Below are 17958 nucleotides of genomic sequence, written 5' to 3'. Positions count from 1 at the left end.
TCTTCCACCGCGCGCGCAGACCAGCTTGCGCTCACGCATTTAGGCCGTGCGGCGCAGCACGGAGCTGTGCCTGCAAGAACGCGATGGACGCCAGCGCGACGGCGCCGGCCAGCGGGGTCTTGTGCGGGGACCCGATCGCATGCGCGCCGGTGTCGAAGGCCAGCGCCTGCCTGTGTGCCGGCGCAGTGCCCAGCGCTGCGAACATCTGCAGCATCGCCGGCACCGAGGCAACGCCGTCTTCGCGGCCGTCGGCAGCGCGGTAATAGCCTAGAAACACCGGGCAGCGCACGCGTGGCCACGGCGGGTCGGCGGCGATGAGCGCAAACAGGTCACGCAAGGCGCGAAATCCGTCCGGATGAATCGTCTCCGACCAGAACGCACGCGCGGCAGGCGTGCGCGTGCGCGGGTCGATCAACGGCGCCTGCGCGGCGCAGATCTGTTCGAGCAATGCCGGGTCGGCTGGCCGGATGCCGGGTGACCAGGCAACCACGCCGGCCACCGCGTCCGGGTACCGCGCGGCCAGCCACAAACCCAGTGTCGCGCCCATCGACGAGCCGACAATCGCAACCCGCTCGCCCATGCGTTGCGCCTGGGCCAGTGCCTCCAGCGCCGAGGCCTGCAACACCGCCGGTGTAAGCCCCTGCATTGCATCGGCGGCGGTGAGCCCGTGCCCGGGCCAGCGATGCACGTAACCGTTGGCGCCCAGCGCATCGGCCATCTGTTCGGGTAGCGCGCCTGCTTCGCCCGGGCTGGCGCTGAAGCCGTGCAGGTACAGCACCGCCAGCGGCGTGCCGGCGTGCGCGGCATGCTGCCAGTAGGCGCGTGCGGCGTTGCCCGGCTTGAGCTCAGGGGCGTGCATGGCTGGCGTGCCGGGCGAGCAGTGCCAGCAATTCGTGCGCATTGATCGGCTTGGGCAGATAGCCGGCCACGCCCGCCGCGCTGGCGTCGCGCATCGAATCGGTCCGCGTGTCGGCGGTCAGCACGATGATCGGCGGCAGCGCCGACATCGCGTCGCGCGCCTGCCGCAGCGCATCCCAGCCGGACGTGCCCGGCATGTGCAGATCCAGGAACACCAGGTCCGGCGCTGCCTCGCGGATGCGCTGCACCGCGTCGGTGCCATCGACCTGGAAGCTCACCCGATGCCCGGCGCGGGTCAGCAGATTGCCGATCACCAGACGATTGGTATCCATGTCTTCGAAGACCAGGCAATGCAGGGAAGGCACGTTTTCTGCGTGCTGGGCCAGCGCATCGCGCAGCGCGAGCGTATGGCTGCCGGCCGCGGCGCCGGGCAGTTCGAAAATCCAGCGGAAGATGCTGCCACCGGCGGGGTTGTCGCTCACGGTCAGGCTGCCGCCCATCGCATCGGAAACCGACAGCGCGATGTAAAGCCCCAGGCCTACGCCGCCTTCGACGCGGCTGAAGCCGGTACTGAGCTGAGTGAACGGAGTGAAGATGTAGGCCTTCTGATCGTCCGGTACGCCGATACCGGTGTCGGTGACGGTCACCGCGATGCTCCAGCGCTCCTGCACCTGGGTCGCGTCGATCAGCAGATCCACCGTGCCGCCGGCCGGGGTGAACTTGATCGCATTGATCACCAGGTTGCTGATCACCTGTTCGATGCGGCCTTCGTCGCCCATCACGTGCGGTGCCTGCGGGCTATCAACACGCACATCGAGCGTGACGCCCTTGCTGGACGCCGCGGTGGCGCAGACCGCTTTCACCGTGGTGACCACGTCCAGCAGGTTCAACGGCTTGCGATGCAGCTGCAGGCGTCCGCCATCGATGCTGGCCACATCCAGCACCTCGTTGACACGATGGCGCAGCGCGGTCGCATTGACGGTCACCGATTGCAGCAGCTCGCGTTGCTGTGCCGGCATTTGCTCGGTTTCGATCAATTGGGCGCAGTTGATCACCGCATTCAGCGGCGTGCGCAATTCGTGACTCATGGTGCTGATGAAACGGCTTTGCGCATCGCGCGAGGCCAGTGCCTGCAGTGCCACCTCCTGCATCGCAAGCACGATCCGCGCCACCAGCAACGGCAGCACGATGATCAGCGCCACGGCATAGACGAAATACGCCGGACGCGACAGCCAATAGCCTGACGGTGCGGTCAACAGCATCAGCACGAAGGTGCTGAGCAACACCGGAAATATCGCGCGTTGCCCGTAACGCGCCACCGCCGCGATGGTGATGAACGGCAAAAATGCATTCAACGACATCAACAGGATGAAGGCCAGGTAGGTCTGGATGCCGATGAACAGCAGGTTCATCGCAAAGCCCATCGCATCGAGCCATTCGCTGGGCGCAATGACACGGCGGCGTACCAGCAGCATCCACACCACCGACAGCACCCACAGGCCGACCGCGGTGGGAAAGACATGGTGCGCGTCGGCCACCAGCACCGGTTGCGGCCCGTACAGCCAGCCCAGGCACCACGCGGTGACGATGCTCTGCACGATCACGCGGCCCACGCAGGCGCGATATTCCAGGAACGACTCGAACAGCCGCACCAGTCTGTCGTTGCGCAACTGCCTGGCGGCCAGGATCAGGCCGGGCGCTGCGCGATTGGGAGTGCTACGCATGAGGGTCCGCGTCGTCGGAGGGAAGGGTACGCCGGTACTGCTTGACCAGCAGGCCAGCCGCGTTCGCCACCGCAGTGAAACGCTGCGCAAGCGTTTCGCCCAGCGCGCCATGGCTTGCGGTGTCGCGCAACTGGTCGCAGGCCTTCAGCAGCTGCTGCGAGCCGGTCAGCGAGATGGTGTTTTTCAACGAATGGATCTGCTGCAGCGCCTGCGCCTGCGGCGTGCCGGCATCGCCGAGCGTGCAGGTGGCAATGGCATGTTCGATCTCCACCAGGAAGGCATCGGCAAATGCCGCTGCCGCCACCGGATCCAGGCCGGCCATGGTGTGCAGCGTCGAGCCGGTCTCGATGCGTGGTTGCGCATGGGCGGCGGCGTGCCTGGCATGTTCGCCCGCTGCGTTCGCCGGCCCGTGCATGCGCAGGCGTTGCAACAGGCTGGCGAACAGGTCGCGCATGCTCGCAGGCTAGGCCAGTGCGGCCAAGTGACGGGCGCAACCGCGCCGCGTGCCGCGCGCAGGCCGCAGGCGCCACTCCGGCTCACCCGGCTGCACTGCACGCACGCGCAGCGCCGTCCCGATCGTTGCGGTCACCCCGCCGCACTCAATCGCGGAAGTTGTCGAACTGCAGCGGCAGTTCGAAGTCGGCCTTTTTGAGCAGCGCGATCGCATCCTGCAGATCGTCGCGCTTCTTCCCGGTGACGCGCAGCTTGTCGCCATTGATCTGCGCTTCGACCTTGAGCTTGGCTTCCTTCAACTTGGCCACCAGCTGCTTGGCCTGCTTCTGCTCGATGCCTTGCTTGACGGTCACTTTCTGCCGCGCGCCGGCCAGGTTGGTTTCCACCTCGCCAAACTCCAGGCAGCGGATGTCGATGCCGCGCGCCAGCAACCGCGCGCGCAGGATGTCGGTCATCTGCTTGATCTGGAAATCGCTGGGCGCGGACTGGTTGATCACCTTGCCGTCTTCCAGCTCGAACTTGGCCTGGACTCCCTTGAAGTCGAAACGTGTGTCCAGCTCGCGGTTGGCCTGATCCACCGCATTGGTCAGTTCGTGCTTGTCTACTTCGGACACAACGTCGAAGGAAGGCATGCAAAGCTCCTGCAATTGAAAAACAGCCGCCATTCTAGGCCATCGTGCCGGCCCGGCCGTCATGTGGGCCTTGGCGGGCGTGCCAGTGCCGCGGCGATAATGCGTGCATGCCCACCACCCGCTCCCCGCTTCCCGCCATCGCCTGGATGGTGGCCGCCGTGGCCTGTTTCTCGCTGATGGACGCGGGAATGAAGCTGCTGTCGGCGCATTACCCGCCGCTGCAGGTCACCTTGTTGCGCGGCGCCGCCTCGTTGCCGTTCGTGCTGGTGTGGGTGTTCGCCACTGCCGGGCCGCGCGCGATCGTGCCGGTGCGCTGGGGCCTGCACCTGCTGCGCGGGGTGCTGGGCATGGTGATGATCGGCTGCTTCGTCTTCGGCATCAAACGCATGCCGTTGTCCACCGCCTACACGCTGTATTTCGTGGCGCCGCTGCTGGTGGCCGCGCTGTCGGTGCCGCTGCTGGGCGAGCACGTCGGCCCGCGCCGCTGGACCGCGATCGGCATTGGCCTGGTCGGGGTGATCGTGGTGCTGCGCCCGGGCGTGGACGGGCTGATCTCGCTGCCCGGGCTGATGGTGCTGCTGGCCGCCACCGCCTATGCCGTCGCGGCCATCACCGTGAGCCTGCTGACCCGCACCGACACCCCGCAGGCCATGGTGGTGTGGTTCTTGCTGTTCATGGCGATCGGCGCCGGGTTGCTGGCCATCCCCGGCTGGGTGCCCCTACAGGCCGGGCACGCCGGGCTGATTGCCGGCATGGGCCTGGCCGGTGCGCTGGGCCAGGTTGCGCTGACCCAGGCCTTCATGCGCGGCGAGGCCTCGATGATCGCCCCGCTGGAATACACCGGTCTGGTCTGGGTGATCGGCTGGGATTGGCTGCTGTGGCAGACCCTGCCCGACAGCTGGACCTGGACCGGCGCCGGCATCATCGTCGCCAGCGGGCTGTATTTGTTGCGCCGGGAGCGGATACGCCAGGCGGACAGGCCGTTGCCGCTTGAGAGGCCGTGATTCGGGATTCGCGATTCGGGATTAGCAACAGCGGGGCCGCCGTGGCCTTTGCCAATCCCCAATCCCCAATCCCGATGGTAGGCTTCACGACCCCCCAACCGGCCACGCGCGGTGATCCAGTTTCAGCGCCTGCACAAGTCCTATTCCGTCGACGGTCGCCAGATCGTGGCGCTGCATCCGCTCGATCTGCGGATCGGCCCGGGTGAGGTGTTCGGCATCATCGGCCATTCCGGTGCGGGCAAATCCACGCTGATCCGGCTGATCAACCGGCTGGAAGAGCCCAGCGGTGGTCGTCTGCTGATCGGCGACGAGGACGTGACCGCGCTGGACGGCCAGGGCCTGCGCGCCTTGCGCCGCCGCATCGGCATGATTTTCCAGCACTTCAACCTGCTGTCCTCGCGCACCGTGGCCGGCAATGTCGCCTTCCCGCTGGAACTGGCCGGCACGCCGCGTGCCGAGATCGATGCGCGCGTGGCCGAGCTGCTGGCCCGGGTCGGGCTGCAGGAGCACGCCAACAAGTATCCGGCGCAACTATCGGGCGGGCAGAAGCAGCGCGTAGGCATTGCGCGCGCGCTGGCCACCCGCCCGCAGATCCTGCTGTGCGACGAGGCCACCAGCGCGCTGGACCCGCAGACCACCGCCTCGGTGCTGCAGCTGCTGGCGCAGATCAATCGCGAGCTCGGCCTGACCATCGTGCTGATCACCCACGAGATGGATGTGATCCGTCGTGTCTGCGACCGCGTCGCGGTGCTGGACGCCGGCAAGCTGGTGGAAACCGGCCCGGTGACCGAGGTGTTCCTGCATCCCAAACACGCCACCACCCGGCGCTTCGTTTCCGAAGCCGAACATGTGGACGAAGCCGAGCTGCATCGCGATTTCGCCGCAGTCGGCGGACGCATCGTGCGGCTGACCTTCCTGGGCAACGGTACCTACGAACCGGTTCTGGGCCGCATCGCCCGCGAAACCGGGGTGGACTACAACATCCTGTCCGGGCGGGTGGATCGCATCAAGGACACGCCCTACGGCCAGCTCATCGTCGCCCTGACCGGCGGCGACCAGAACGCTGCACGCGCCGGTTTCGTCGCCGCCGGCGTGCAGGTGGAGGATCTGCGCGTATGACCCCGATCGTTGCTGCCGCCGGCGGTTTCTTCCGCAATCTCGATGCCGCCAAGTGGGGCGACATCGGCCAGGCCACCCTCGATACCTTGCTGATGCTGGCCGGTGCGTTGCCGCTGACATTGCTGATCGGCCTGCCGCTGGGCGTTGCGCTGTTCCTGTGCGGCGCGCCGCAGTTGCGCCGGCGCCCGGTGCTGTACGGCGCGCTCGCGGCGCTGATCAACCTGCTGCGCTCGGTGCCCTTCATCATTTTGATGATCGCGATGATCCCGCTTACGCTGATGCTGATGGGCACTTCGCTGGGCGTGCGCGGCGCGATCCTGCCGCTGGTGGTCGGCGCCGCGCCGTTTTACGCACGCCTGGTGGAAACCGCGCTGCGCGAAGTCGACCGCGGGATCATCGAAGCCAGCCAGGCAATGGGCGCCACTACCCGGCAACTGGTGCTGCGGGTGCTGTTGCCCGAAGCGCGCCCCGGCCTGATCGCCGGTGCCACCGTGACCACCATCGCGCTGATCGGCTTCACCGCGATGGGCGGTGCGATCGGTTCCGGCGGCCTGGGCGATGTGGCCTATCGCGAGGGCTACCTGCGCTCGCACTCGGACGTGGCACTGATCACCGTCATCGCCTTACTAGTACTGGTGCAGGTGCTGCAGATGCTGGGCGACCGCCTGGTGGCGCATTACAGCCGGCGCTGAGCCGGTGCGCGGCCGTTGGGGCGCACGTGACCCAACAGCTGCATCGCCGCCCCGTTCGCACCGCGCGGTGCATCGCTGCCACACGCCGCGTCTGGTAGGTTGAGCGCCTGCGGCAGGTCCGCATTCCTCCTCCCACGGATCCCTACATGAGCACATTCGCGTTTCGTTCCCTCCTGGCGGCAGCCACGCTGGCATTGGCGTCCTGTGGTGGCGGTGGCGGCAGCGGCGGCGACACCCTGACCGTGGCCGCCACGGCCGTGCCGCATGCCGAAATCCTGGAAGTGGTCGAACCGCTGCTGGCCAAGCAGGGCGTCAAGCTCGATGTACGGGTGTTCAACGACTACGTGCAGCCCAACGACCAGGTCGTGCAGAAGCAGATCGACGTCAACTACTTCCAGACCGAGCCCTATCTGGATGCGTACAACCGCGACCGCAAGAGCCAGCTGGTCACCGTCGTCGGCGTGCATATCGAGCCCTTCGGTGCCTATTCGCGCCGCTTCAAGGCGCTGGCCGAGCTACCCACCGGCGCCGATGTGGTGATCCCCAACGACCCGAGCAACAACAGCCGCGCGCTGATCCTGCTCGACAAGGCCGGGGTGATCAAACTCAAGGACCCGAGCAACGCCCTGTCCAGCCAGCGCGACATCGTCGAAAACCCCAAGCAACTCAAATTTCGCGAACTCGATTCGGCCATGCTGCCGCGCGTCCTGGACCAGGTCGATCTGGCGCTGATCAACACCAATTACGCGCTCGACGCCGGGCTTAATCCCACCCGCGATGCGCTGGCGATCGAAAGCAAGGACTCGCCGTACGTCAACTTCCTGGTGGCGCGCGCCGACAATAAGGACGATGCGCGCGTGCAGAAACTGGCCAAAGCGCTGACCAGCCCGGAAGTGAAAGCCTTTATCGAGCAGAAGTACAAGGGCGCGGTGCTGCCGGCGTTTTGAGTGCGGTCAGCGGCGCTTTTACACCCAGGCGTCTTCACCACGACTTGTAGTAATAGATGCCATCGGCCGTCATGACCAGGTTGATGGCATTCTCCTCGCCGTTGCGATCGCTCATGCTGGGGTGCAGCTTGGCGCCTACGATATTGAAGTCGTGCCCGAGCGCCAGCAGGTCTCTCTCGATTTCGAAGCTGCCCAGCTCGTCCTGGTTGGAGATCATGCCGCCTACCAGGAATATGTCGGGCTTACGCACGCCTTCTTCGCGCATATCGTCGCGGATTTCGGAAAGTGCATCTTGTGCATCCTGTATCCCCGAATAATGCAGCAGGCCAAGGATGTCGTGGCCGCGAGGATTCTTTCCTTTTGCACAAATGCAGACGCATGAAGACAAACCGTGCGTGCCGATCGAATCAAATCCATCTTGCGCAAGATTGATGACGACACATGCGTCCATATCCACATCCATTGTCCGGCTGGCTTGGATATCGCGTGCAGACCGGACGGCGCGGATGTGGGACGTGCAAAAGAGTGCTGCGTATTGTCGTTCCAGATCGTGAAATGGCTGGATCTGCTCTCGGGTAAAGCCGTCCGGGATGGCAAATGCGTCGCTGCCGCAGGGGCGCGCACGGCTGCCGGCCCGTGCGCCATCGCCATCGCCCGCGGTGTCGGCAACACGCTTTCTGGGTCGTTGGCGTGGCAACCCCTGGCAGTCGGGGTGGGGCGCAGGCCATTGCGCAATCCCGTCGGCTGGATCGGCCGACGGCGGCGGCTCCGCGGTGTAAGCGGTGCTGGTGGATGTGTCGGGTCTGATGGAAGCCGGCTTCATGGAGTCAGGACCGCCCGCGATACACGTCTGGATCCTCGCATCGCCCCTGCATGAGGGCACGCCCGCTGCCGAACCGATGGGGCTGGAAAACGAAGTGTTCTGCTTGGACGAAAACGGATGCGCGAGGCCTGCTTCTTCGAACATCGCGTCTTGATCGCCTGGAAGCGCGCCGGTACCTGGATCAACAGCCCAACGATCCAGTTGCAGCTCGCCAGGCGGGTGTCCCGTTCTTGCCAAAGGGCGCCCAGATCGCAGCTCTGCGGCAACATTGCCGACGATGTCTCCGTGGTCGCTGCCGATCTTCGGCAGGACGCGCTCGATCCTTCCCCATGCGTATCACGTTGGCGCGTTCGCCCCGAGCCGAGCGCGTTCGCCGTGCTGCAGATGGGCGCAATTGGCACCGAACACGCGCTGCTGCACGTATACGTAGTAGCGTCATCGGCCATCTTTCTACGGCAGTCTCCCGATGCCTTTGCTGCTTGCCATTCCGCTGGCTGTGATCATTGCCCTGGCAGTGTTCGTGGTGGTGTTCCCGTTGTCGCTGCTGCAGCGCTTCCGCATGGGTACTGCACGTCGTCAGGCGCGTGGATGGCTGCTGCTGATCAACCTGGTGTCGGCGGGCATCTCCAGCGTGCTGTTTGTGATCTTCAGCTTGATCGCGGCGGCGTTCTGGCCCGGCGCGATCAGCCATGCCGCATTCGGCTGGGCCTGCGGGTTGGCGCTGGGCGCGTTGGCGTTGCGCCTGACACGCTTCGAACGCACCACGCAAGGCCTGTTTTACCGGCCCAATCTGTGGCTGGTGCTGGGCTTGACCGCGTTGGTCGTGGTCCGGGTGATCGCCGGGATGGTGCAGGGCTGGCGTAGCGCCTGGCAGGGGGTGGCCTGGCCAACCGACGGGTGGCTCAGTCATGCCAGCCTGCTCGGCGCTGCCGGCGTCTTGCTCGGTTATGCGCTCGCCTATGCCACCTTGCTGTGGTGGCGCTGGCGCAGCGCACGTTTGCGCGGCAGCGTTTATTGGCGGTGAGGGCGTTTGAAAGCGCGCGCCAGGCGATTGTGTTCGACGCATGCACGGGGGTGTCGACGCATGCAGGTGCACGGAGTTGCAGACGCATTGGAAGCGATGAAGCAGAGTCGGAGGCAAATAGTCACGCCACTATTCGCATTCGTACCGGAGAGCTGACACGGCACCTCAGGCCTCGGTCGTAACGGCCCGCACCCCACATCTCACGCCACACACAAAAAAAACGGGCCTTTCGGCCCGTTTTTTCTTCAACCAACGCCCTGGTGGGCAGCGGTCTGCTTAGAAGCGCGCACCGATGCCGAAGCCAACGGTCCACGGATCCAGTTCCAGCTCGCTGCCGGTACCCTGGCCACCCACGCGCAGTTCCGGACGCGAACGCATGTAGCGGGCGTCGGCACGTGCGAACCAGGTGGAATTGATGTTCATGTCCACACCAACGGTGCCGATGACGCCCTTGGCGGTGCTCAGGCCCACGTGGTCGCCGGTGGTCGACGCCGCGTCGATCTTCTCGTTGCTGAAGTTGGACTCGTAGTAGCCCACGCCCACGAACGGACGGAACACGTTGTCCGCTTCGCCGAAGTGATACTGACCGCTGATGGCGATCGGCTGCTGCTCGACGGTACCGACCTTGCCCACGCCATCGGCGTTGACGCGGTGGTTGAACTTGTCGGCGGCGCCCCACAGTTCAACGGCCCAGTTGTCGTTGATGTAGTAGCTGGCGCTCAGCGTCGGTGCCGGGCCGCCATCGACGTCCAGGCCCGGCGCCGGGTTGTTCTTGGGGTTCAGCAGCGCCACGCCACCGACCACGGCCCAATGCTTGCCAGAAGCGGTATCGCCGCTGGTGGACATCGTGCTGGAAGAAGTCGAGGAGGTGTCGCCGGTATAGGTGGTGTCCTGCGCGAACGCGGACGGTGCAATCGCAAGTGCAGATACAGCAGCCAGGCTCAGGATGGAAATGGAACGCATGAGGGTCTCCTCGTCTTGTTGTTGGGCCCGTGGAGTGGGCCGCGCCAAAACTATTCCTAAAAATCTGAATCCACGCCCACCTGCGGCCCGCTAAAATTTCGTTTGTTCAGGAATTCCCCCAAGAAGGCCGTCGTTACGTCATGCAGTCTGAAAAAGACATTCACGCAGATGCGATTGCCGTGACGAAAAAACACCTCAGTCAAGGCTTGCCAGCGCACGCTCGCAGCGATTGCAGTGTGTTGCTGCTTGGTTCGATGCCCGGTGTCGCGTCACTGGAAGCCGCGCGTTACTACGCGCATCCACGCAATCGTTTCTGGCCGCTGATGCATGCCCTATTGGGCATTGATGCGGCCGCAAGCTATGCATTGCGCTTGCAAGCATTGCTCGACCATCGCGTGGGCCTGTGGGACGTCATCGGCCAATGCGAGCGGCGCGGCAGTCTGGATACGTCCATTGTGGCGGCGAGCATCGTGATCAATCCGCTGCCCGCATTGCTGGCCACGCTGCCGCAGCTGCGCATGGTGGCCTGCAATGGCGCTGCGGCAGCACAGGCCTGGCGCCGGCATGTACAGCCGCGGCTATCGGCGCAGTTTTGCGCGCTGCCAGTCGTCGCGTTGCCATCCACCAGCCCGGCCAACGCGGCCTGGTCGCTGCCGCGGCTGGCCGCAGCCTGGCAGCCGCTGTGCGATGCGCTGCGCTAGCCGAGGTAAGACAACGCGAGGTCGATATGGAATGCCAGCGTCGCAGTGACCGCGCCGCCGTCGCGATGCCGCCGCACTGATCGTTGACGTACGCTGCCCGCCTGCGGTCGACACCCGCGCTGCGCGCGTGGCCGCCATTGGCCAGAAGTCATGCCAGCCTCCGGCACAGGTCTGCGTGCCAGAGGCGCAGGCATGCTGCAGCCTGTCCGCAACGGAGTGGCGAGATGGCGATCAAACACGCAATCACGATGGCAGCAGCTGCGCTGTTCGGGCTGTTGAGCGGCGCAGGGGTGGCCGCTGCCAAGGACCAGGACCTGCACTGCGAGGTCAGCAGCGATTACGACCTCACGCTCAACGCCCGCAGCCTGATCCTGATCCGCGAATCCGGCACGCCGCAGCGGCTGGTGATGCGCCAGGGCGCCCTGTTCGTCGACGACCGCTGGGTGGCATTGAGCGAAGACGATCGCGCCCGCCTGGTCCAGTTCGAGCGCCAGACCCGCGAGGTGGTGCCGCTGGCGCAGGCAGTCGGGCGCGAAGCGGCCGATATCGCAGTCACTGCATTGGGCGAGGTGGCCGCCGGCTTCAGTCGCAGCCCCGACGCCACGCGCGCGCAGTTGGCAAACGTGCGCGAGAAGATCGATGTGCGCTTGAAGCAGAGCTTCGGCAAGAGCCAGCTGACCCCGATCGATATCGACGACGACATCGGCGCGCTGGTGGCCGAGCTGCTGCCGCAGCTGATCGGCGATGTGGTGGCCGGCGCGGTGCAGTCCGCGATCACCGGGAATGACGTGCAGCTGCGTTCGCTCGATGGCATGGAGGCGCGCATCGAGCGCCTGGTCGAGCCGCAGGCGCGTGCATTGCGGCCACGCGCGCACCAGTTGTGCCAGCGCCTGGAAGCGCTCGATGCGCTGGACAATGCGCTGGCGTATCGTTTGCCGTCGGGCGAGCCACTGCAACTGTTGCGGGTCGATCGGCGCGCGGCGAAATGATCGGCGTACGCACGCATGCGGACGCTGCATCCCGCCGGGCGCGCGATTTTTTGCACGGCAATGGTTGGCGCTGCGGCCCGCAGCCGGCCACAATAGGGGTTTCCCCATTCTGTTGCCGGAGTTCCCCGTATGGCCGAAATCAAGGAAGCACTTGTCCCCGATATCGGTGACTACAGCGACGTCCCGGTAATCGAGGTGCTGGTGTCCGTCGGCGATACGGTCAGCAAGGACCAGAGCCTGGTCACGCTGGAATCTGACAAGGCCACCATGGAAGTGCCTTCGTCGGTGGCGGGCGTGGTCAAGGAACTCAAGGTCAAGGTCGGCGATTCGCTCTCGCAGGGCGCGCTGGTGGCGTTGATCGAAGTGGCCGATGCCGGCGCCGAGACCGCCAAGCCCGCCGCCGCCGCGCCCGCCGCACCGGCCAAGGCGGCGCCCGCCGCCGCCCCGGCACCGGCCGCCAAGGCCGAATCTGCTGCGCCTGCGGCCTCCTCGGAAGGCGGCCTGATCGAAGCGCGCGTGCCCGATATCGGCGACTACACCGACATCCCGGTGATCGAGGTGCTGGTGGCCGTGGGCGATACCGTCGCCAAGGACCAGAGCCTGGTCACGCTGGAATCGGACAAGGCCACGATGGAAGTCCCGTCCTCGGCCGCCGGTGTGGTCAAGGAACTCAAGGTCAAGGTCGGCGACACGCTCTCGCAGGGCAATGTGGTGGCGATCATCGCGGCCAGCGATGGCGGCACCGGTGCGGCGCAGTCGCCGGCCAAGCCCACCACCGACACCGCCGAAACCGCGGGCAAGGTCGAGCCGGTTGCCGTCCCGGCCGAGCCGGACAAGCTGGCCCAGCGCGAGATCGCGCAGGTGCAGGGCGCGCGTTCCGGCGCCGGCACGCAGGCAGCGCAAGGCGGCCAGCCGTCCGCGGGCAACCCGAGCAGCCCGCCGGTGACCTTCGATGCCGACAGCGTGCTGCCGTCCAAGGTGCCGTACGCCAGCCCGGTGGTGCGCGTGTTCGCACGCGAATTGGGCGTGGACCTGAACCAGCTCAAGGGCAGCGAAAAGGGCGGCCGCATCACCCGTGAAGACGTGCAGCGGTATGTGAAGGCTGCACTCAGCGGTGGCGCACCGGCCGCAGCCGGCGCTGCGCCGGCCGGTGGCGGCAACGGCCTGAACCTGCTGGCCTGGCCCAAGGTGGACTTCAGCAAGTTCGGCGAGACCGAAACCCAGCCGCTGTCGCGCATCAAGAAGATTTCCGGTGCCAACCTGGCGCGCAACTGGGCCATGATTCCGCACGTCACCCAGTTCGAGTCGGCCGACATCACCGACCTGGAAGCCCTGCGCGTGGCGCTCAACAAGGAAAACGAGAAGGCCGGCATCAAGCTGACCATGCTCGCCTTCCTGGTCAAGGCCAGCGCCGCGGCGCTGAAGAAGTTCCCCGAGTTCAACGCCTCGCTGGACGCGGCCGGCGAGAACCTCACCCTGAAGAAGTACTTCCACATCGGGTTTGCGGCCGATACGCCCAACGGCCTGGTGGTGCCGGTGATTCGCGATGTCGACAAGAAGGGCGTGCTGCAGATCGCGCAGGAAAGCGGCGAGCTGGCCAAGAAGGCGCGCGACGGCAAGCTGGGCCCGGCCGACATGAGCGGCGGCTGCTTCTCGATCAGCTCGCTCGGCGGTATCGGCGGCACCGCGTTCACCCCGATCATCAATGCGCCGGAAGTGGCGATCCTGGGCGTGTCCAAGTCGGCGATGCAGCCGGTGTGGAACGGCAAGGAGTTCGCGCCGAAGCTGATGCTGCCGTTGTCGCTGAGCTACGACCACCGCGTCATCGACGGCGCCCTGGCAGCCCGTTTCACCACCTACCTCAGCCAGGTGCTGGCCGACATGCGTCGCGTCCTGCTGTGAGGGCCGCGCTGCTGACCATCGCCGCGCTCGGCGTGCTGCCGTGGGCAAACGCGGCCGCACGCGAATGCGAGAGCACGCTCGGCCGCGGCTGGCCGCCGGCCGTGGGCAACTACGGCACTGCCGTGACCACGTTGCTGGATGGCGGCACCAAGCCGGCCTTGTCGTTGCTGACGCTGCCCACACGTGGGGTAGAGAGCGCGGTGTCGCTGGTGCCGGGCAAGGAAGGCGCCGACTGGACCCTGCGGCATAGCCGCGCCGACGAGCGCGTCTACAGCTGGGTCAGCCAGACCGACCGCGGCAGCGTGCAGTTCCGCACCGAGCAGACCCCGGAAACGGTCGAGGTCTCGATCCCGGCGCCGTTGGCCAAGCGCCTGGTCAGCAACTGGACCAACACGCTGACCCAGCTCGCACCGAACGGACGCACCGCGCCGGTGAGCGAGGGCGAAGTGCTCTCGTTCCAGGTCGATGGCGTGCGCTACAGCGGCGCGCGCCCCAGCTGCGGTGCCGGCGAGTTGCTGCTGAAACAGGCCGCGCTGCTGATCGAAGCCAGCGAAGGCAAGGAAAAGAAGCGCGACAAGCGCTGGACCCAAATCGAATCGTCGCTGGATGAACTCCAGCAGACGCTTGCCGGCACGGCCGGTTGAGCTACAGGAGAAGCAAATGGCGGTCATTGAAATCAAGGTTCCCGACATCGGCGATTACAGCGATGTCCCCGTCATCGAAGTGCTGGTCGCCGTTGGCGACAGCGTGGCCAAGGACCAGGGCCTGGTAACGCTGGAATCGGACAAGGCCACGCTGGAAGTGCCGTCCTCGGCGGCCGGTGTGGTCAAGGAACTCAAGGTCAAGGTTGGCGACACCCTGTCCGAAGGCGCGCTCGTGCTGCTGCTCGAAACCGAAGGCGAGGCTGCCGCGCCGGCCAAGGCCGAACCCAAGGCTGCCCCGGCCGCTGCAGCGCCTGCCGCCGCACCGGGCAGCAAGCCGCCGGTGACGCCGTCGCACCGTGCCCCGGCCGAGCCGGCCGCGCCCAAGCCGGCGCTGGCCAGCGGCAAGCCGGCCGACATCGAATGCAAGATGGTGGTGCTCGGCGCCGGCCCCGGCGGCTACACCGCTGCCTTCCGCGCGGCCGATCTGGGCCTGGAGACGGTGCTGATCGAGCGCTACGCCAGCCTGGGCGGTGTCTGTCTCAACGTCGGCTGCATCCCGTCCAAGGCGCTGCTGCATGCCGCCGCGGTGATCGATGAAGTGGCCCATGCCGGCGACTTCGGCGTGGACTTCGGCCAGCCCAAGATCGCCCTGGACAAGCTGCGCGAGTACAAGGAAAAAGTGGTCGGCAAGCTCACCGGCGGCCTGGCCAGCATGGCCAAGCAGCGCAAGGTGCGCACCGTCACCGGCGTGGCCAGCTTCGTCTCGCCCAACGAGCTGGAAATCGTCGGCGACGACGGCAAGACCCAACTGCTGCGCTTTGAGCACTGCATCATCGCCGCCGGCTCGCAGGCGGTGAAGCTGCCCAACTTCCCATGGGACGACAAGCGCGTGATGGACTCCACCGACGCGCTGGAGTTGCACGACATTCCCAAGACCCTGCTGGTGGTCGGCGGCGGCATCATCGGCCTGGAAATGGCCACGGTGTACAGCGCGCTCGGCAGCAAGGTCACCGTGGTGGAGTTCATGGACCAGCTGATGCCGGGCGCCGACAAGGACCTGGTCAAGCCGCTGGCCGATCGCCTGAAAAAGCAGGGCGTCGAGGTTCATCTCAAGACCAAGGCCACCGACGTCAAGGCCGACAAGGCCGGCATCACCGTATCCTTCGAAGCGGCTGTGGAAGGCGAAAAGCCCGGCCTGCAGGCCACCACGTACGACCGCGTGCTGGTTGCCGTGGGCCGTAGCCCGAACGGCAAGAAGATCGGTGCGGAAAAGGCCGGCGTCACCGTCACCGAGCGCGGCTTCATTCCGGTCGATCGGCAGATGCGCACCAACGTGCCGCACATCTTCGCCATCGGCGACATCGTCGGTAACCCGATGCTGGCGCACAAGGCCACCCACGAAGGCAAGCTGGCTGCCGAAGTGGCTGCCGGCGAGAAGAAGGAATGGGTGGCGCGGGTGATCCCGTCGGTGGCCTACACCAACCCGGAAATCGCCTGGGTCGGCGTCACCGAGACCGAAGCCAAGGCCAAGGGCCTGAAGGTGGGCGTGGCCAAGTTCCCGTGGGCCGCCAGCGGCCGCGCGATCGGCATCGGCCGTACCGAAGGTTTCACCAAGCTGATCTTCGAGGAACAGACGCATCGCGTGATCGGTGGCGCCATCGTCGGCGTGCATGCCGGCGACCTGCTGGCTGAAATTGGCCTGGCGATCGAAATGGGTGCCGAGGCCGAAGACATCGGCCACACCATCCACGCGCACCCGACCCTGAGCGAGTCGGTCGGCATGGCCGCCGAGGTCTACGACGGCACCATCACCGATCTGTACATCCCCAAGAAGAAGTGACGCCGCTCCGCACGACCGTGCCGCCACGTGTGGCACGGTCGCCGCGGCGGTGACGCCACGCACGGAGGTCGCCGTGGGGCAGGGCAATCTGTGTCCCGAACTGCAGGCGCTGCTGCAGCGCGAATTGGCCGGCGGCAACCGTATCGCCGAGCCGCCGCGGAGGACCGACTGGCCCCATCCGGGCTCGGTGTTCGTCTCGCTGAAGCGCGACTTGCGCAGCGACGTGGCGTCGCTGCCGGCGACGGTGCAGCATGCGATCTGCACCGATCCGCACTACGGGTGGCACGACGAGTGCTACTGCGTCACGCACCAGCATCTGTTGGTAGCGGGTGCGACCAAGCCGCCCTGAGCCTGTGTCCGCTGCTGCCCTGCGGCCGGCGCCGCGTCGGTGACGTGCCACGCATCCGTCAAACGACAGAACCCCGCATCGCTGCGGGGTTCTGCATGAAGCTGCTTTTCGGGTCCCGGGTCCCGGGGCCCGAGAGGATCAGAACGCGAACGTCACGCCTGCCACCGGGCCCTTGAACTCCTGCTTCAGGCCGACCAGGCCGTCGCTGCCCTCGCGGTCCACGTCCAGCTTGAACCAGTCGTAGCCGGCGAAAATGCCGAAGTTCTTGGTGAAGCGGTATTCGGCAATCGCGTTGGCGCGGCTCAGGTCGCCGTCGTAGTCGCCGAAGTCGCCCCAACTGGTGTTGAGGTACTGGCCCTGCACATTGAACAGCCAGTGTTCGCTGGGACGCGCGGTGAAGCGGATACCGACGACCGGCGCAACGCCGTCTTCGCTTTCGTCCAAGACGTCGCCACTGAACAGCGTGCCCAGATCGGCGTAGGCATTGGCCTCGACCTTGGCGTACTCGGCGCCAATCTGCAGGCCCAGGCTGAATTCCGGAGAATCGATCACCGAGTAGTCGTACACGAAAGTGGCGACCTGGTACTTCAGCTCGCCCTTGATGAAGCTGCCGGACGGCACGGTCACGCCGCCGGCGCTCAGATCCTGGCTCAGGGTCTCGCGGCGATCCTTGTCGTACTTGAAGTAGTCGAAGATCAGGCGCTGGCGGGTGCTGATGCGGAACACGCCATCCACGCGCGGCTCCCATTCCTTGCCGCCCAACTTGAAATCTTCGTTGACCGAGACATTGTTGCCGGCCAGCAGGGTGTTGCCGCGCAGGGTGTTGTCGTTGTCGACATTCATCGCGCCAAGGCGGAGCTGGAAGCGATCATCGGTGTCTTCGGCGTGTGCGGGCGCGACATAGGCGACGGCCAGGACGCACGGGATCGCCAGTGCGAGGAGGTGTTTCATGGGGGCTCCGAATTCTTGGAATGGTCAGGCGGTTCGGCCTGTGCAGCGCATAGTCGATAAGCGCGCGTCTTTCAAAAGTGAAGGGGCCGTCCAGTGTGCGTGAAGGCGGCCGTAGCAATCGGACAAAACGGTCCGCTTTGCTAATTCTTTGGTGGAGTCACGGAACACGTGCAGCGGCGCTGCCAAGGGTCGTTCGGAGGCAACGCAAACCAGGAAATCGATTGGACCGCCGATGGGAAGGTCGCAGGGTGCGACAAAATGCGTACAAAAGCAGGAGCCCCGGTCTCCCAGGGCTCCCAGACGCGGCCTGCGGCGCTACCTTTCGACGAGGATGTGCAGGCCT

General features: G+C 66.0%; 18 protein-coding genes. 11 read left to right on the top strand and 7 right to left on the bottom strand.

The genetic code is table 11. The annotated features are described in order from the left end of the window. Nucleotides 1-31 precede the first annotated feature (31 nt). From ACCQ16_RS17570 to ACCQ16_RS17555, 4 genes are all read right to left on the bottom strand, one after another. Complete coding sequence (locus tag ACCQ16_RS17570; protein WP_014091134.1) at nucleotides 32-859, bottom strand: alpha/beta hydrolase; 828 nt, start codon at nucleotides 857-859, stop codon at nucleotides 32-34. Further along, complete coding sequence (locus tag ACCQ16_RS17565) at nucleotides 846-2582, bottom strand: ATP-binding response regulator (protein WP_057681140.1); 1737 nt, start codon at nucleotides 2580-2582, stop codon at nucleotides 846-848. The genes ACCQ16_RS17570 and ACCQ16_RS17565 overlap by 14 nt, the downstream gene beginning before the upstream one ends. Beyond that, nucleotides 2575-3036, bottom strand: a complete 462-nt coding sequence (locus ACCQ16_RS17560; protein ID WP_008578013.1) for a hypothetical protein — start codon at nucleotides 3034-3036, stop codon at nucleotides 2575-2577. Before ACCQ16_RS17560 ends, ACCQ16_RS17565 begins: the two co-directional genes overlap by 8 nt. Nucleotides 3037-3181: 145 nt before the next feature. Further along, nucleotides 3182-3667 carry a YajQ family cyclic di-GMP-binding protein gene (locus ACCQ16_RS17555; protein WP_008578012.1) on the bottom strand — a complete coding sequence of 162 codons (486 nt, stop codon included), beginning with the start codon at nucleotides 3665-3667 and terminating at the stop codon, nucleotides 3182-3184. Nucleotides 3668-3774: 107 nt separating this feature from the next. On the opposite strand from ACCQ16_RS17555, the gene ACCQ16_RS17550 reads away from it, so the two are divergent. The 4 genes from ACCQ16_RS17550 (at nucleotide 3775) to ACCQ16_RS17535 (ending at nucleotide 7429) form a co-directional block, all read left to right on the top strand. Further along, nucleotides 3775-4671 carry a DMT family transporter gene (locus tag ACCQ16_RS17550; RefSeq protein WP_071118094.1) on the top strand — a complete coding sequence of 299 codons (897 nt, stop codon included), beginning with the start codon at nucleotides 3775-3777 and terminating at the stop codon, nucleotides 4669-4671. 111 nt (nucleotides 4672-4782) lie between these two features. Next, on the top strand, nucleotides 4783-5790 hold the full coding sequence (locus ACCQ16_RS17545; protein WP_008578010.1) for a methionine ABC transporter ATP-binding protein: 1008 nt from the start codon (nucleotides 4783-4785) through the stop codon (nucleotides 5788-5790). Then, nucleotides 5787-6482, top strand: a complete 696-nt coding sequence (locus ACCQ16_RS17540; protein ID WP_003489185.1) for a methionine ABC transporter permease — start codon at nucleotides 5787-5789, stop codon at nucleotides 6480-6482. Before ACCQ16_RS17545 ends, ACCQ16_RS17540 begins: the two co-directional genes overlap by 4 nt. A gap of 146 nt (nucleotides 6483-6628) precedes the next feature. After that, complete coding sequence (locus tag ACCQ16_RS17535) at nucleotides 6629-7429, top strand: MetQ/NlpA family ABC transporter substrate-binding protein (protein ID WP_011348670.1); 801 nt, start codon at nucleotides 6629-6631, stop codon at nucleotides 7427-7429. A gap of 34 nt (nucleotides 7430-7463) precedes the next feature. On the opposite strand, the gene xopAK is transcribed toward ACCQ16_RS17535, so the two are convergent. Then, nucleotides 7464-8252, bottom strand: coding sequence for a XopAK family type III secretion system effector (xopAK, locus tag ACCQ16_RS17530; protein WP_272912148.1), 789 nt, complete (start codon nucleotides 8250-8252; stop codon nucleotides 7464-7466). A gap of 466 nt (nucleotides 8253-8718) precedes the next feature. Between xopAK and ACCQ16_RS17525 the strand changes: the two genes are divergently transcribed. Beyond that, on the top strand, nucleotides 8719-9276 hold the full coding sequence (locus ACCQ16_RS17525) for a CcdC protein domain-containing protein (RefSeq protein ID WP_057681137.1): 558 nt from the start codon (nucleotides 8719-8721) through the stop codon (nucleotides 9274-9276). 276 nt (nucleotides 9277-9552) lie between these two features. On the opposite strand, the gene ACCQ16_RS17520 is transcribed toward ACCQ16_RS17525, so the two are convergent. Further along, entirely contained in the window at nucleotides 9553-10239 is a 687-nt protein-coding gene (locus ACCQ16_RS17520) for an OmpW/AlkL family protein (RefSeq protein WP_014091128.1), read from the bottom strand. A 140-nt stretch (nucleotides 10240-10379) separates the two neighbouring features. Here ACCQ16_RS17520 and ACCQ16_RS17515 point away from each other — a divergent pair, with 140 nt between their 5' ends. The 6 genes from ACCQ16_RS17515 (at nucleotide 10380) to ACCQ16_RS17490 (ending at nucleotide 16664) form a co-directional block, all read left to right on the top strand. Then, the gene (locus ACCQ16_RS17515) at nucleotides 10380-10940 is read left to right on the top strand and encodes a DNA-deoxyinosine glycosylase (RefSeq protein WP_071118658.1); all 561 of its coding nucleotides are present in this window, start codon (nucleotides 10380-10382) and stop codon (nucleotides 10938-10940) included. Nucleotides 10941-11164: 224 nt separating this feature from the next. Continuing rightward, nucleotides 11165-11929 (top strand): DUF2884 family protein, encoded by a 765-nt coding sequence (locus ACCQ16_RS17510; RefSeq protein ID WP_008578003.1) that lies wholly within the window; start codon nucleotides 11165-11167, stop codon nucleotides 11927-11929. Between the two features lie 129 nt (nucleotides 11930-12058). Next, the gene (locus tag ACCQ16_RS17505) at nucleotides 12059-13831 is read left to right on the top strand and encodes a dihydrolipoyllysine-residue acetyltransferase (RefSeq protein WP_209261814.1); all 1773 of its coding nucleotides are present in this window, start codon (nucleotides 12059-12061) and stop codon (nucleotides 13829-13831) included. Continuing rightward, complete coding sequence (locus tag ACCQ16_RS17500; protein WP_209261813.1) at nucleotides 13828-14475, top strand: hypothetical protein; 648 nt, start codon at nucleotides 13828-13830, stop codon at nucleotides 14473-14475. The genes ACCQ16_RS17505 and ACCQ16_RS17500 overlap by 4 nt, the downstream gene beginning before the upstream one ends. 16 nt (nucleotides 14476-14491) lie before the next feature. Then, on the top strand, nucleotides 14492-16315 hold the full coding sequence (lpdA, locus tag ACCQ16_RS17495) for a dihydrolipoyl dehydrogenase (protein WP_372380046.1): 1824 nt from the start codon (nucleotides 14492-14494) through the stop codon (nucleotides 16313-16315). A 49-nt stretch (nucleotides 16316-16364) separates the two neighbouring features. After that, nucleotides 16365-16664 carry a hypothetical protein gene (locus tag ACCQ16_RS17490; RefSeq protein ID WP_029820335.1) on the top strand — a complete coding sequence of 100 codons (300 nt, stop codon included), beginning with the start codon at nucleotides 16365-16367 and terminating at the stop codon, nucleotides 16662-16664. Between the two features lie 138 nt (nucleotides 16665-16802). On the opposite strand, the gene ACCQ16_RS17485 is transcribed toward ACCQ16_RS17490, so the two are convergent. After that, nucleotides 16803-17615, bottom strand: coding sequence for a hypothetical protein (locus tag ACCQ16_RS17485; protein WP_008571043.1), 813 nt, complete (start codon nucleotides 17613-17615; stop codon nucleotides 16803-16805). Between the last annotated feature and the right edge of the window lie 343 nt (nucleotides 17616-17958).

This window comes from Xanthomonas sp. NCPPB 1062 (assembly GCF_041481705.2).
Lineage (GTDB): Bacteria > Pseudomonadota > Gammaproteobacteria > Xanthomonadales > Xanthomonadaceae > Xanthomonas > Xanthomonas euvesicatoria.
This window is presented reverse-complemented; position numbering and strand designations above follow the sequence as displayed.